This window comes from Gloeobacter kilaueensis JS1, assembly GCF_000484535.1.
In the GTDB taxonomy this organism is placed as follows: Bacteria; Cyanobacteriota; Cyanobacteriia; order Gloeobacterales; family Gloeobacteraceae; genus Gloeobacter; species Gloeobacter kilaueensis.
Genome location: NC_022600.1, coordinates 4,693,432 through 4,708,232 on the forward strand (window position 1 = coordinate 4,693,432; position 14,801 = coordinate 4,708,232).

The following is a 14,801-nucleotide window of genomic DNA, read 5'->3' on the forward strand; positions in this document are numbered from 1 at the left end:
GCGGTGCTGTGCAGAAGTACTTTGCCACCGTCGCCAGGAGTCTTGAGGCGGTCGCCGCCGCCGAGCTGGAAAAGCTCGGAGCGTCGCATATCGAACCCGGTTTTGCCGGTGTGAGTTTCTCAGGCGATCTGGAGATGCTGTACCGGGTCAATCTCTGGGCACGGACGATCTTTCGCGTGCTGGTGCCGATTGCCGAATTTCGAGCGACCACCCGCGAGGAACTGTACCGGCAGGTGCGCCGCATCGACTGGCAGCCGTACCTCGATACCAGCGCCACTTTTGCCGTCGATGTCACCGGCAGCAACGCCCAACTCAACCACAGCCACTTCACGGCCCTACAGATTAAAAACGCGATCGTCGATCAGCAGCGCGAGCGCGACGCTCGCCGCTCCAGCGTCGATCTGCTCCGGCCCGATCTGCGCCTCAACGCCCACATCTACCAGGACCGCTGCATTCTCAGCCTCGACAGCTCGGGGGGGAGTTTGCACAAGCGAGGCTACCGGCCCGCGATGGGCATCGCCCCCCTCAAAGAAACCCTCGCCGCCGCCTTGATCGACCTGTGCGGCTGGGATCCGGCCCTCCCTTTTGTCGATCCGCTCTGCGGCTCCGGCACCCTGCCCATCGAGGCGGCGATCAAGGCCCTCGACATCGCCCCTGGTCTCGGGCGCGACCGCTTCGGCTTCGAGGGCTGGCCGGGGTTCGACCGGCCCCTCTGGCAGCGGTTACAGAGCGAGGCAAAAGCGCGGCGGCACGAGCGGCCCCGCGCCCCAATCGCCGGCAGCGACCACGACAGAGCAGTACTGCAGCTGGCAAAAGACAACGCCCGGCGCGGCGGCCTCAAAGCAGCGATCCACTGGCAGGTTCGGGAACTGGCACAACTTGAAGCACCCGCCCCCCAGGGCGTGCTCGTCTGCAACCCGCCCTACGGCGAGCGCCTGGGGGAGGCGAGCGCCCTGGGCAGCCTCTACCGGACGATCGGCGACGTGTTCAAACAGCGCTTCAAGGGCTGGACCGCCTTTGTACTCACAGCCAACCGGGAACTGGCCAAACAGATCGGCCTGCGGCCCGCTCAGCGCCTGCCCATCTTCAATGGTGCGCTTCCCTGTACGTTCCTCAAGTATGAGCTGTACTGACCGAATGGCTCCTTTTGCTCTACTGAGGGTAGGAGCCCCAGTTGCCTCCCCCGGCTGATGGGAAGCGGGATAGATGAGAGCTAGTCTTTACCTAACAACATATTTCAGACCAGGCAGATATGGCGAACTTTAGACAACAGAGCGAAATGCCCGAAGAGCTGCGCATTTCGATTGAAAAGTTGATGCTTGAGACCACCGAGCCCCTCGATCCCCTGCTCTCGCTCAAAATTACGAATATGACGATGAATCTGGCAAAGGTCGTCTATCAGATGGGCCGCCGGGATGGCAGCCCCAGCTTTGCAGCCGACGGTTTTGTCCCTTTTTGACCGGTCCAGAATCTGACTGCAGGCGCGCACTGCCGGTGGTACTATCTTGAGGCTGTGACAATGGCCTGCTCCCGATGAGTGCTACTATCTCCGATATTTCTGTCAAGACTATAGATGGCGAGAACCGCTCCCTCAGCGCCTATGCAGGCAAGGTTCTGCTGATTGTGAATGTCGCTTCCTACTGCGGCTACACCCCCCAGTACGCTGGACTGGAACAGCTCTACCAGCGCTATCAGTCTGCCGGGTTGCGCATTCTTGCCTTTCCGTGCAACGACTTTGGAGCCCAGGAGCCGGGCAGCAACGCTGAGATCGCCCAGTTCTGCGACCGCCGCTACGGCGTGAGCTTCGAGCTATTCGACAAGGTCCATGCTCGCGGCTACGAGCAGCATCCGCTCTACGCCCGCCTGGTTAAAAAAGCCAATCCCTCCGGGGATGTCTCCTGGAACTTCGAGAAATTTTTGATTAGCAGGCAGGGCGAAATCGTCGGGCGCTTCCGCAGCGGCGTCGCCCCCGAGTCGCCGGAACTGATAGCGGCGATCGAGGGCGAACTGGCAAAGTGAGTTGGCTTAATTTTTGAAAATTGCGGGGACAGATTTGCGTTCACTCCAACTTGTGGGCCTCTAGTGGGCAATCACAGAAATAAGATTTAATGGCAAAAGTTCACTTTAAATAACTACTCGTACCAGCATCCTCATGCCCTTGCCATTAGACCAATCTTAGTATTTATTTTTTTATCATTTTGCGAGGGCATTGGCAAGCCAACTAGTGAAGTAGCTAACTAGACCACTAAGCAATGATAGTGTATAGTTAGGCGAGTAGAATGGTATTTGACACTATGAAACCTACCGAAAGAGTACAGTGCAGGTTTGAGCGTCAGATTGATAGTATAAAGACTGCCAGGCTTCATAGTTTAGGAAAAGTCGGCAAAATGGTCACGAAACAAGTGCATGAACTACCTGTACGAGAGACCATTGTAGGAGCAAGCCTTTTGCTAGAGAGCAAAGATCCGAAGCACATACAAGTCCCCAGATTCTAAGATTCACATATATTAAAGTGCAGACCATGGTTTACGCAGAAGAAATGAAGTACAGCAAGCATGTAGAGAGCTCAATCAAGTAGGGTTTCATTCGAGGGATTTGCCAACTCAAATTCCATAAAAAAGTACGCAAAACTGTTATTGACATAGTAAACAAAGCCACTTGTTTGTGTGAGGTTTGGCTGCATTATGCATATAGTGGAGGAATCAGTGGTATTGAAAAATGAAAACAGGGTGTCGCTTTCATATAGGACTGACCTAGGAAGCATGTACATCGGAAAAGCTGAGGATGCTTTAGAGCTTTCGGAAATTCAATCATTGCAAGGGAAGGTTAATTTAATATTTACGTCTCCCCCCTTCCCCTTAATCACCAAGAAGCGGTATGGAAACGAATCTGGGGAAAAGTACGTTGAATGGCTTGAGGGATTGGCTCCCAGCTTGGCAAAATTACTGGCACCAGACGGGTCGATTGTGATTGAGGTTGGGAATGCTTGGGAGGAAGGTATTCCTGTAATGTCCACTCTTCCTCTAGAAGCACTACTTGCTTTTAAAAAAGCTGCTGAGCTCAATCTATGCCAGCATATAATTTGCCACAATCCAGCAAGACTCCCTAGCCCTGCACAGTGGGTAACTATAGAGCGGATAAGATTAAAGGACTCATATACCCATTTGTGGTGGATGTCTTCTGTGGATTCGCCAAAGGCGGATAATAGGAGAGTTTTAACGCCATATAGCACATCAATGAAAAAGCTACTTGAGAAAAAAAAATATAATTCTGGAAAAAGACCCTCTGGGCATGTTATTTCAGAAAATGGTTTCCTTACAGATCACGGGGGGGCTATTTCAGCAAATGTTATTGAGGTTGGCGAACAAAGTTCAAAGATACCAGGAGCTTTGCTAAAACTGACTGGAACCGCTTGGGACAGTAAATATAGAGAATACTGCAAAGAGCACGATTTAGAATCGCATCCAGCAAGGATGCAAATCGAATTAGCTGGATTTTTTATTCAATTTCTCACGTTACCAGGTGACATCATATTGGATCCATTTGCAGGTTCAAATACTACAGGTTTTGCAGCGGAACAGCTTAAGCGACACTGGATAAGTATAGAAGTAGATCCAGGATATGTTGAAGGCTCGAAAGGACGTTTTGATGCAGTCAGGTAACAACCAAATGAGGAAAATGTGATTTAGTAGTTCAATCTTTGTGAGGGGAAAAATGGAAAAGAATGCTACAGAGACAACACTAGAAATTGGGCCAAGTGCAATTGAAGCTTACAGCCGATTGAGTTACACAATGTGGTATGCGTTAGCCGAATTTATTGACAATTCCACTCAATCACGGATGAATTATGAGTCTATCATTGATGATGTGCTGCTCAATGAGGGAACTCCACTAACGGTGAAGATTGATCATAATAGAATTAAGAGAGAAATTTCCATTTCTGACAACTCAATAGGAATGACAAATGCCGATCTAGTAAATGCATTAAGAATCGCATGTCCAACACCTGATAGCAAAGGGCGTTCGAAGTACGGTATGGGCATGAAAACTGCAGCTTGCTGGATTGGGAAAAGATGGAGAATAGAGACTTGTGAATGGGCTAGCGGGCAAGAATGGACAGCCGAAGTCGATGTTGCTGCTGTGGCTAGAAGCCAAGCGAAGATTCCATTATCTCTTAGAGAAGTAAGTACCAATGAGCATTACACCAGGATTATAATTTCTGAGATGCAGAGGTACATCCAAGGACGCACTGAAGAAACGATTAAGAATTACTTAGGCTCAATGTACAGATTTGATTTGAAAGAAGGTAAGTTGAAATTAATTTACAACAATGAAGAGATTCAACCTCCTGATGAATATGAATACGACACGGATCCCGAAGGCAAACCGATGATGAGAGAGATTCCTGAGACTATGATAAATGGGAAATCAATACGTGGTTGGTTCGCCGTGCTAAAAAAAGGCGGTCGCAAATTCGGTGGTTTTTCGCTATTTCAAAACCGTAGGCAAATCCAAGGCTTTCCCAATGCATGGAAACCGCAGAGTATATTTGGTGGTGTTGAGGATGAGGGAGCTAATAACTTGGTGGCCCAGCGTCTTACTGGTTTACTTGAACTGGACGGATTTCAGGTATCCCACACAAAAGATACAATTTTGTTTCAAGACGATGAGGAAGAACAACTCGTAAAGTTGCTAGATGAGCAAACTAAGGACTACAGGAATTACGCCCAAAAGCGAAGGGGCTCGCGTGGACAACCTTGGACACCTGAGAAATTAAACGATTTGTTTCAAGGGTTAAAGAGAGAATTTGAAAGTCCTGAGATGAAAGATGCTGTCAGTAGTTCTTTACTCCCGCCCTTGCAAACTATTCAAGCCAACAATCAATCTCAACTCGCTGCATTGGTACCATCAGATACAATGGCAACAGTGGACTTAACGCCGCAGCTTAAAGTTGTTATATCTCTATCGAATAAGAGTGAGTTTGAACCTCATTTGACGATTGTTGCTGGCGCAGAACCAAGGACGATCCATGTCATTATCAATGGCCTGCATCCTTATTACAATGAATTAGAGTCTACGGAGGCTATTAATGAATGCATTAAACAATATCTATATGATGCAATAGCTGAGTATAGAGTTTCACAACTAACTGCAAGAGTTAATACAGATAGTATCAGGCGCTTGAAAAATGATTTACTTAGAGTGCAAGTAGTGAAAATCGAGAATGCTGCAAGTGCAATAAGAGCAGGTGAATTGGAAACTACTATTTTTAGCGATAATGATAACGGGTAAGATCGTTTGTGGCTAGGGTGCCTCTTAGAGAGTGGCAAAGGAAAGCTCTTTTCCAGTGGGAACAGGCGTCCCACAAAGGAATTGTTAGCGTTGTTACAGGCGGCGGGAAAACCATTTTTGCTCTTGCATGTATTGATAAGCTGCAGCCCAACACTGTTCTAATTGTTGTTCCTACAGTTGCCCTGCTTGACCAGTGGTGGGAGGAGGCAGCTAATTACTTTGACTTGGCATTGGATGAAATTTACATAGTAGAAAAAGTTAAAAGACTCCGAACGGGAACCATAAATTTGGCGGTGCTTAATACCGCCTCTAAATTAGAGAATAAAGTTGATAGTTCTCCATGTTTTCTTATAGTTGATGAATGCCATAAAGCAGCAAGCCCTACATTTAGTTCTGTGTTATTACTGCCAAAGATTGCATCTTTAGGATTATCTGCGACACCTGAGCGGCCTTATGATGATGGTTTGAATGAGACTTTAATTCCAGCGCTCGGTCCGCTCATCTATAAGTACACTTATAGAGATGCGCTGCAGGATGGAGTAATAGTTCCATTCACATTAAACAACATAGTCTTTGAGCTTGAAGAAGATCGGAAACAAGAATATGACAGATTAACGAAATCTATTGCTCGCTCAATTCAACGATATGGAATTGAGGCACAAGAGACTGTCTCACTATTACTTCGGAGAACTAGAGTTCTTAATCTAAGTTTAAATCGAGTACGTTTGGCTTTACGTCTAGTGGCAGCACATCGTGGTAAGCGTGTTCTTGTTTTTCATGAAGATATTGAAGCTTGCAATATAATTTACCAAGTACTTGAGAAGTATAACTTTAAAGCAGGCATTTATCATTCTAAGCTAACTCTACGTCAACGTGTCAGTATGCTTTCGTTATATAGACGCGGAGAAATTGAAATTTTGGTTACTTGTCGGGCGCTTGACGAAGGTTTTAATGTTCCTGAGACAGAAATTGGCATCATTGCTGCTAGCACTGCTACTCGTAGACAACGTATCCAAAGGTTAGGCCGTGTACTTCGGCCTGCAGGTGGAAAATCTGCTGCCATAATTTATACTCTTGTTGCTACTATTCCCGAGATTAGTCGTTTGCGAGATGAGGAAATCGAGCTACAGGGAATGGCAACTATTACATGGAATGAAGCATGAGAACTATTTTTATTGGTGAGTGCTTGCCTGGCTCTTTGTACTGTATGGATGATCCTGACGAGCCTAATGAAAACCAATTTACAGAAACTGTAATTAAAGCGCTCTCTTGTATCTATAGCAATTATTACTGTATAGTATTCAACGGTTGTTTTTTGTATGAGCAACGGGCTTATAGACCTGACCTAGCCCTTATAGCAAAGGATTATTCTCACTGGTTTGTTATAGAAGTTGAGTTAGCTTCTCATTCTTTTGAGGGCCATATATTACCCCAGGTTAAAGCCTTTCGGTATGGTGAGCCTCAAGCTAGTTGTTCTCGTGCTTTGGCTTCGCAATTGGGTATTTCGTTTGAACAAGCACAGACTTTAACTTTATATGTTCCTTGCGTTACCACAGTAGTAGTGAACAGAAGAAAGCTTGACTGGGAAAAAGTATTGGCATCTCACAATATTCAAATGTTAACGGTCACTTCTTTTCGATCTATTACCAATATTCAAGCTCTTGAAATTGAGGGTGTACTTCAGGTTATTAGAGAAAATTTAGGATTTGGTACATTTATGGCTACTGACCGCTCAATTCGATTTCCCACTGTAACAAGGATCCCTGAAGGTAAACTTCAAATTTATAATTCTGAAGGCGTCCTGTCTTGGTGGGTTATTGAAAAAACTAGTTCAGCAATATGGTTGAGAAAAGAGAGCGGTGTGCCTGACTTAGTGGACGGCTCTTATGTTCAGCTAATTCGCACAATCGAAGGACGCTTCTCTTTGCTCGTCCATTTATAATAATTGACGTGGTGTTGAGTTACCAGTTATTCATCCAATGGTTAAGCGGTACGAATTCTAAAGTAAAGTACAAGTATTAAGAATCTTCACTTATAGTGAACTAAAGGTACCAAACGTTCACTACAACGAGAATTTATCTCTATAAACTATCAGTGGCTCAACGCTTTGGAGAGCAAAGAACTCTTTGTTTTCTAAATTGATCTTACCTGGCCAATTCGTATTTTTTAAGAACGAAAAATTTCCGCTACAGAGGTACTGAACCCCGGCAACAGCGGTGAGGTGAGCGTATCTCCCGCCAGCAGGGTGCCGACAAGTTGAAGCCGGGCTTCGGTGCGGCGGTAAATTTCGAAAGTTTCGCGCTGCCAGCTCACGATCCAGTACTCCTGCACGCCATGCAGGGAGTAGAGTTTGAGCTTGATTTCTCTGTCGCGCTGTTCGTTCAGCTCTCCAGAAGACAGGATCTCGACGACGAGTTCAGGGGCAACGATCAGGTGCCCGGCTTCGTCGATGCCCTCAGCAAGGCGGGTACTGCTTACCCAAACGACATCGGGAATGACCGCATCGTCGGGGGTGAAGATGATCCCTGGCGCTTGCAGAGGTTCGCCCAACTGCGCCTTTCTGGACCAGGATTCTAGCTCGAAGAAAATCTTGCCGCCCGCCCGTTGATGGCGAATATGAGGAGCACGGGTCACGTAGAGATTTCCATCGACGATTTCGTAGCGCTTCCAGCCGCCGTCGTCGGGCATTGCCTCGAGGTCTCGGATCGTCCAGCGCAGGGCATCGGGAAACATAGGATCTGCCGTTGATCCAGTTAATTCAGTGTAGTTGATTGTTCAGAATTACCTGGAGAAGCTGTTCCGGCAATGGCATCGTAAAGCCGGAAATAGACCCGCCCTGGAGTTGAGGATGTCGCGAAGCCTCTCCGGCTGGGGTGGCCTGAACTACTTCTTCTTGTTTTGTTTGGTGCCAAATTTTTGATCGAGAAACGAGCGCAACTGGTTGAACAGAGGCTTTTTGGGCCGCTTGGCCAGTTGAATCGGGTCGTCGGGAAATTCTTTGCGGCGAAAGCCGTATTCGAGCGGACCTTCTACTTTGCGCAGCGAAGCGTACTGGCGGCGCGCACTCTGGCGCAGCTTTTCTTCGGAGTCGAAGATCGCCCGCTCGATGAGATTCGAGGAGACAGCGATCGCTCCGGAGGGCTTCCATTCTGCCTCAGCGCTCTCGCGCACGAAGATCTCGAAGGTGGGTTCGCCTTTTTTTTCTGCGTCCGCGTAGCGACGGCGGGCCTGGTACTCCTCGTCGCTAAGACGCGGCTGGGCTGCCCGCCGCTTTTTTTTGGGAGTCGCGGGCCTGGCGGGTTCGGTTGCCTTACCAAATCCTTTGGGCTTTCCCTCTGACTGCTCAGCCATTTCACCTGCCTCCCGCTCAATGTCTGGAGCATCGATTATCGGGCCAAAGCGAGTGAGATCCAAGGGCTAGAAATCGTCTCGGTGGGTGCTGCGCAAAAATTCAGAGCCAATCAGCGCGCAGAGGAGCCACCAGAGGATCTGCACCGCCGGTCGAAACCAGACCGTATCGGTAAAGCCGTCCACCACCAGCCCCACCAGCCCGCAGAGGGCAGCCGCACACCAGAGCGTTCCGGCGGGGTCGGTCCGGCGCTGCCAGACCGTAAAACCCTGCACCAGCGCTGCCACCACCAGCCAGCCAAAGGCGACAAGCCCCAGAATGCCCAACTCGACAGCGATCTCAAGCACGATCGAGTAGGCGCTCAGGGCGTTGAACTTGGGCCGCTGAAAAAACGGATAGATCGCCTCAAAGGTCCGGTTTCCTGGACCGATGCCGGTGAGCGGGTAGGCGCGGATCATGTCGATCACCGCCGCCCAGACATTGATCCGAAAGTTGTTGCTCGAATCGTCGCGGCCACTGAAGATGCTGGCGGCCCGCTCGCCCAGGGAGGGCACGGCGACCACGGCGACCAGCAGACCAATTGCCAGTAATACGAGGACAATCACCGGCAGCCAGGGCCGCCACTGGGGGCTGAGCCGACCGCTGAGCCGCTGCAGAAGCAGCACGGCGAGCAGGGCGCTTGAGACGGCAAGGGCGATCCAGCCGCCCCGCGAGAGGGTAAGCACCAGGCAGAGCGCTCCAGTGGTTGCAGCAGTGGCGGCGAAGGCTTTTGCAATCCAGTTGCGCCAGACGACAGCGCCGATTGCCCCCAGCGGGATCGCTGCGAGCAGATAGGCCGCAAGCAAATTCGGATTGCCCAGAAAGCTGTAGACGCGGGTGGCATCCGCCAGCGTCGATTCCGGATCGACCCAGGTGGCAAGGGGCGGTGCGCCGACCTGGAACTGCCACAGTCCGTAGAGCGAGACCGGCAGACTCACGAGCAGATAGCTCATCACCGCGAGCGTCCGGTAGAGGGGCCGCTGCAACAGGTGGGCAGCCAGGGCAAAGCTGCCGATATAAAGGGTCATCTTCACCCAGCCGTCGAGGCTGAGAACAAAGCGCGGCGAGGCGACCAGCGCAATCAGCCCGCTCAGCCAGAAGGCGAGCACCGGCAGCGCCAGAGGCGAGAGTGCCCGTGGCCGCACCGCGAAAAGCAGCACCGTCAGCAGCAGACAGACTGTGAGCACCGCGCCGATCGTGGGCGTCGATACGAAGGGCGAGATTACCAGCAGCAGACAGAAGACAGCGATAGCCAGCGGTTCGGCGATCCGCCCGACGATGCTGGTGGCCGTGTAGCGCGCCAGTTGCTGCTGCAATCTGCCCAGCAGACTGTCCTGCCACCACGACTGCAAAGGGGTACCGGCAAGCCCCGCCCCGCCCAGCAGGCGGCTCGTCAGACTGCCATTGGTCCAGCGCACCCAGGTGGTCATAGCGCCTTTATCCAGAACACAACCAGGCTACAACAGGCGGCAGCGCCGCTGTTGGGATGGTTTCGAGTAACGTTTCTTAAGCAAAAAATGCAACAGCTCTCAAAAGGCTTAAGAAGCAAAAACTATTGCGTACTTCTTCCCCGTTTCCTCAAGTTTGATCGGGCTTTCGTGCTATACGCGCTGCCCCCTCCCATACTGAGAGTGTGCTCGCTTCATCGCAACAGTGTCGAGATTTGTGCCCAAACCACTTCCCGCCGATCCCTGGCAGGGCTTTCAGCCTGGGGACTGGCAACAGCGCGCCGATGTCGAGAGTTTCATTCTCTGCAACAGTCTGCCTTACACGGGCGACGACAGCGATCTGACCGGCCCCACGGAGCGCACCCAGGCGATCTGGCTGCAGGCGCAGATGCTCTTGCAGGCGGAGCGGGCGACGGTCCATCGGGGCCGCCGCAGGGGGGGGGCGCTGCAGCCCGACTTTCTTGACCGGCGCGAGGAGTTGATCTTTGGGATGCTCGCCTCTCCCGGCGGTGAGCGGCTACCGACGGGGGGCGACTGTCGGCAGCTCGCCCTCTACGGTGCCCGGCAATTGCGCCACACCGGCACCCAGCCGGAGGTGATTGCAGCGATCGCGGATCTGGCCCGCTACTACGACATCGATATCGACCCTCCGGCGGCCACAGCCCAGCAGGCAATCCAGTGGACATTCCTGGCCTTGCTTGCCACCCGCGATCCGCTGGTGGGAAGGCGTCGGACCCTCTCTGGCCTCGATGTGTTCTTCGATATCTACCTGCAGCGCGACCTCGATCGGGGCGTGCTGATCGAGGAGGAGGCCCAGGAGCTGATCGACGATCTGACGATCAAGCTGCGGTTGGCGCGGCCCACCGGCGATGCCGCTACGGTTCTGCCCGCCCTCTACCTGCCGCTGGCAGGCCAGACAGTCACCCGCACCGGCTTCCGCCTGGTCAACACGCTCTATACCCTCGGTCCTGCCGCTGCACCCCACCTGCTCGTGCTCTGGTCCACCGCCTTGAGCGATACGTTCCGGCGCTTCTGTGCGGAGGTGACGATCGACACCAGTTCCCTCAGCTACGCGCAGGCCCTACCTCTACCAGAAGCGGGCCACAGCCGCACGATGAGTCCCGACCGTCTCGGTGCGACCCGCAGCGCCCAGGTGTACACCCTCTGTCAGCTCCTCGATGCACTTGATGGCAGCTCCACTCTGGGCATCAACGTCCTGCGCCGGGAGGTGCTGAGCGCTATCCTTGCCCGGCCCAACCGCTACGGATATCTGACGGTGCAACTGCCCGGCGGTGCCGTCGATCTGCACCACCTGAATCCGGCGGCGCGTCAGGATGTGCTGCAGCAACTGCTCACCAGCTTCGAGTCCTAGAGGTGGCGGTGGCAGCAGCGCTGGCAATCGGACTGATGAGCGGCACTTCCCTCGATGGAATCGATGCTGCCTTGATTGCGATCGAGGGCAGCGCCGAGCAGCCGGAGGTCGAGACGCTGGCCACACTCGCGGTTCCCTATCCGGCGGGTCTGCGCGAGCGGCTGTTGCCCGTCGCCGAGGGCGAAGCTGTGTCCGTCGGCGCAATCAGCGCCCTCCACCGCGATGTCGCCATCGCCTTTGCCGAGGCCGCCCAGCAGGTGATCGAAGCTGCCGGTCTATCTGGTGCGGCGATTGCCTGCATCGGCTCCCACGGCCAGACGGTCCATCACCAGCCGCCCACAGGCTCTGCCCCCGGTCACACGCTGCAGTTGGGCGAAGGAGCCTGGATCGCCGAGCGCACCGGCGTGACGACGGTGAGCAACTTTCGTAGCCGCGATATGGCCGCCGGGGGCCAGGGGGCACCGCTGGTACCCCTTGTAGACTACTTGTTGCTGCGCCACCCTGAGCGGGCGCGCTGCATCCAGAACCTGGGAGGCATCGGCAACGTCACCTACCTGCCCGCCGGGGCGACGCCAAAGCAGGTACTCGCCTTCGACACTGGACCGGCCAACTTGCTTATCGACGCTGTCGCCCAGCAGCTGACAGGCCGGCCTTTTGACCGCGACGGGGCGCTGGCAGCGGCGGGGCAGGTCGATAGCCGCCTGCTTGCAGGCTGGCTCGCCGATCCGTACTTTGCCCTGCCGCCCCCCAAATCCACCGGACGCGAGTCCTTTGGCTACGCCCGCGCCGGGCAACTGCTGGCGGAGGCGGCGCACCTCTCACCGGCGGATCTGCTGGCGACGGTGAGCGAACTGACGGTCGAATCGATCGCTCGCGCCTACGGTGACTGGTTGCCCACTGCCCCGGCAGAAGTCTTCTTGGGCGGGGGCGGCGTGCGCAACCGCTATCTGGTCCGGCGGCTGAGGGAGCGGCTCGCTCCTGCCACCGTCGCCTCGACAGCCGAGGTGGGCATCGACAGCGACTTTAAAGAGGCGATCGCCTTCGCCGTCCTCGCCTGGCTGCGCTGCTCCAACCGGCCCGGCAACCTGCCCTCGGTGAGCGGGGCCGCCCGCGCCGTTCTGCTGGGCGATGTCCATCCGGGCAGGTGATACGGTATGTAGAATACGACACCCGTTCAGCGATGCGGCGCTACCAGGTTCCCTTTGTTGTAATCACCGAGACGAGCGAGCTTGCCCATCTCATCGAGCGCTGGCAGCAGCGGCAGGTCCTCGCCATCGATACCGAGACGGCCCATGCCCACCAGCTCAGCGCCAAAAAAAGCCGGATCTCGCTGCTGCAGGTCTGGGACGGCCAGAGCGAAGTGGTCTGGGTGATCGACTGCTTTCTGGTCGATATCAGGCCGTTCGTCGAGATCACGATGCGCAATTGGGAGATTGTCAAGCTTATCCACAACGCCCCCTACGATCTGGCCTACCTGGGCGGAGCGGCCCAGGCCCGCTCGGTGGTCTGCACCCTCCAGATGGCCCGCTCGATCCCGGCCCAGCGGCGGGGCAACCTGGAGCGCAACTCGCTCAAGGCCCTCAGCCAGCACTTTTTGGGCATCGATCTCGAAAAGCACTACCAGGCGAGCAACTGGGCGATCCGCCCGCTCTCTCAGGGCCAGCTTGCCTACGCTGCCCTCGACCCCTGGGTCACCTACCGGGTCTGGGAGCAGATGCGCGAACTGGTCGAGCCCGAGGACGAGGACTTCGAGGAACTGTTGGTGTGAACACAGAAAGCTACCTCAAAGTGCTGCGCACCAACGTTGCGGCGGTGCGGGCGGTGGTCGAGGTCGTCGCTGCCACCCTCGGCCCGAAGGGGCTGGACGTGCTTTTAGTCGATGAGGCCGGACGGCTGACGCTCACCAACGATGGCATCGAAATTCTCGGCCAGCTCGACGCCCAGCACCCGGCGGCCCGCCTGGTCATTCAGGTGGCCGAGGCCCAGGACCGCTCGGTGGGCGACGGCACCACGACAGCTACGGTGCTGGCCGGAGCCCTCTTAGACGCCGCTCTGGAGCGCGTCGAGCAGGGCATCGCGATCAACCCGCTCATCGCCGGTCTGCGCCTGGGATTGCAGGCGGCCCTCGATGCGCTGCAGGAGTCGGCCCTCCCCCTCACGGGCTTCGAGGACGAGCGGCTTTTTGCCGTCGCCCGGATTGCGGCGCGCGGCGACGAGGCGATCGCGAGGGTCGTCTTTGAAGCCGCCCGCCACATCGGCGTCGAGCCGCTGGGCTCGGGGAAAGTACCGCTGGGCAAGCTGGTGCTGAGCGAAGTTGGAGCAGCGGGCCACCGCTGGCTGGCGGGTGTCGCCATCTCCAAGCAGCCCCTCACCCCGCCACCCGAAAATTCTTTCCAGAGCGGCGCTGTGCTGGTGCTGGCCGATCACTTCGAGGCGGAACCCCTCGATTCCCAACTGCTCGGGACCGAGGGCGGTTTCAGCCGCTTCCTTGAGACCCAGGAGCAGTTGCGCCGCCAGGTCCAGGCGCTCAGCGAAGCGGGAGTGGTGCTTTTAGTCTGCGAGAAGAGCATCGCCCCGGCGGCAGAGCCGCTTTTAGCCGAAGCCAGGATCACCGCTCTGCAGCGGGTGCTGCGGCGCGACAGCGAGCGGGTCAGCCTTTTTTGCGGCGGCGGGCCAGTCTACCAGCGGCAAATTACCGCCGGTCCAGCAACATTGACGCCCCTGCTCGGCAAGGCGACCGTCCGCTACGAGCGCAACAGTCGGCGGGTACACCTGAGCGACGGCGGCGGGTTGCCCCTGGCCACGATCGTCGTCGGGGCGGTGAGCGCTGAGATCGCCGCTGAGAGCGAGCGCATCGCCATCGATGCCAGCGGGGCGCTGCAGGCGGCCCTGCGCTCGGGGGTGGTGACCGGCGGCGGGGCAGCGGAGTGGGCGAGCCGCCGCGCTGTGCAGGCGCTGGCGGGCTGCACCGAGGGGATGACCCGCTACGGCATCGAGGCGCTGGCGGTTGCCCTCGCCCGGCCCCTCGAACAAATCGCGATCAACAGCGGCTTTTCGGCCCTCGAAAAAGTCGCCCAGCTGGAGGCCGCCCAGACGCGCACCGGCAACCTTCACCTGGGCATCGACTGCGAGAGCGGCGCGATCGTCGATCTGCGCGCCGCCGGAGTGGTCGATCCGCTGGCGGTCAAGACCTGCGCCCTCGAAGCAGCCGTCGAGATCGCCCTGCGCATCCTGCGCATCCAGACGGTCGTGCGGCGGCGCGAAACTCCTCCTGCCGACGCTTGAATTAAGCTGTAAATAG

General features: G+C 55.3%; 14 protein-coding genes. 11 read left to right on the plus strand and 3 right to left on the minus strand.

The features are described from left to right. Nucleotides 1-8: 8 nt before the first annotated feature. The 7 genes from GKIL_RS21850 to GKIL_RS25070 all read left to right on the plus strand — a co-directional run bounded on the left by GKIL_RS21850 (nucleotide 9) and on the right by GKIL_RS25070 (nucleotide 7,234). Complete coding sequence (locus GKIL_RS21850) at nucleotides 9-1,133, plus strand: THUMP domain-containing class I SAM-dependent RNA methyltransferase (protein WP_023176111.1); 1,125 nt, start codon at nucleotides 9-11, stop codon at nucleotides 1,131-1,133. Nucleotides 1,134-1,279: 146 nt separating this feature from the next. Next, nucleotides 1,280-1,459: a hypothetical protein gene (locus GKIL_RS21855; protein WP_187293860.1), complete on the plus strand. Its 180-nt coding sequence runs from the start codon at nucleotides 1,280-1,282 to the stop codon at nucleotides 1,457-1,459. 74 nt (nucleotides 1,460-1,533) lie between these two features. Then, entirely contained in the window at nucleotides 1,534-2,019 is a 486-nt protein-coding gene (locus GKIL_RS21860) for a glutathione peroxidase (protein WP_023176113.1), read from the plus strand. A gap of 686 nt (nucleotides 2,020-2,705) precedes the next feature. Then, nucleotides 2,706-3,662 (plus strand): DNA-methyltransferase, encoded by a 957-nt coding sequence (locus GKIL_RS24010; protein WP_223173794.1) that lies wholly within the window; start codon nucleotides 2,706-2,708, stop codon nucleotides 3,660-3,662. Between the two features lie 52 nt (nucleotides 3,663-3,714). Continuing rightward, nucleotides 3,715-5,292 carry an ATP-binding protein gene (locus GKIL_RS21865; protein ID WP_023176115.1) on the plus strand — a complete coding sequence of 526 codons (1,578 nt, stop codon included), beginning with the start codon at nucleotides 3,715-3,717 and terminating at the stop codon, nucleotides 5,290-5,292. 8 nt (nucleotides 5,293-5,300) lie between these two features. Further along, the gene (locus GKIL_RS24015) at nucleotides 5,301-6,455 is read left to right on the plus strand and encodes a DEAD/DEAH box helicase (RefSeq protein WP_023176116.1); all 1,155 of its coding nucleotides are present in this window, start codon (nucleotides 5,301-5,303) and stop codon (nucleotides 6,453-6,455) included. Beyond that, complete coding sequence (locus GKIL_RS25070) at nucleotides 6,452-7,234, plus strand: hypothetical protein (protein WP_023176117.1); 783 nt, start codon at nucleotides 6,452-6,454, stop codon at nucleotides 7,232-7,234. Before GKIL_RS24015 ends, GKIL_RS25070 begins: the two co-directional genes overlap by 4 nt. 224 nt (nucleotides 7,235-7,458) lie before the next feature. Here the strand turns inward: GKIL_RS25070 and GKIL_RS21870 are convergent, their stop codons facing one another. The 3 genes from GKIL_RS21870 to GKIL_RS21880 form a co-directional block, all read right to left on the minus strand. Further along, a complete protein-coding gene (locus GKIL_RS21870) occupies nucleotides 7,459-8,025 on the minus strand; it encodes a Uma2 family endonuclease (RefSeq protein WP_023176118.1) in 567 nt (188 codons plus the stop codon). A gap of 150 nt (nucleotides 8,026-8,175) precedes the next feature. Further along, nucleotides 8,176-8,643, minus strand: coding sequence for an HHL1-like protein (locus GKIL_RS21875; RefSeq protein ID WP_023176119.1), 468 nt, complete (start codon nucleotides 8,641-8,643; stop codon nucleotides 8,176-8,178). A 66-nt stretch (nucleotides 8,644-8,709) separates the two neighbouring features. Beyond that, complete coding sequence (locus tag GKIL_RS21880; RefSeq protein WP_023176120.1) at nucleotides 8,710-10,110, minus strand: IctB family putative bicarbonate transporter; 1,401 nt, start codon at nucleotides 10,108-10,110, stop codon at nucleotides 8,710-8,712. 235 nt (nucleotides 10,111-10,345) lie between these two features. Here GKIL_RS21880 and GKIL_RS21885 point away from each other — a divergent pair, with 235 nt between their 5' ends. Genes GKIL_RS21885 through GKIL_RS21900 form a run of 4 tightly spaced genes read left to right on the plus strand, consistent with a single transcriptional unit; the run spans nucleotide 10,346 to nucleotide 14,785 of the window. Beyond that, nucleotides 10,346-11,500, plus strand: a complete 1,155-nt coding sequence (locus tag GKIL_RS21885; RefSeq protein ID WP_023176121.1) for a pyruvate formate lyase family protein — start codon at nucleotides 10,346-10,348, stop codon at nucleotides 11,498-11,500. A gap of 35 nt (nucleotides 11,501-11,535) precedes the next feature. Continuing rightward, nucleotides 11,536-12,648, plus strand: coding sequence for an anhydro-N-acetylmuramic acid kinase (locus GKIL_RS21890; RefSeq protein ID WP_051382977.1), 1,113 nt, complete (start codon nucleotides 11,536-11,538; stop codon nucleotides 12,646-12,648). Next, nucleotides 12,645-13,268, plus strand: coding sequence for a ribonuclease D (locus tag GKIL_RS21895; protein WP_187293861.1), 624 nt, complete (start codon nucleotides 12,645-12,647; stop codon nucleotides 13,266-13,268). Before GKIL_RS21890 ends, GKIL_RS21895 begins: the two co-directional genes overlap by 4 nt. Continuing rightward, nucleotides 13,265-14,785, plus strand: coding sequence for a TCP-1/cpn60 chaperonin family protein (locus GKIL_RS21900; protein WP_023176124.1), 1,521 nt, complete (start codon nucleotides 13,265-13,267; stop codon nucleotides 14,783-14,785). The genes GKIL_RS21895 and GKIL_RS21900 overlap by 4 nt, the downstream gene beginning before the upstream one ends. Nucleotides 14,786-14,801 lie beyond the last annotated feature (16 nt).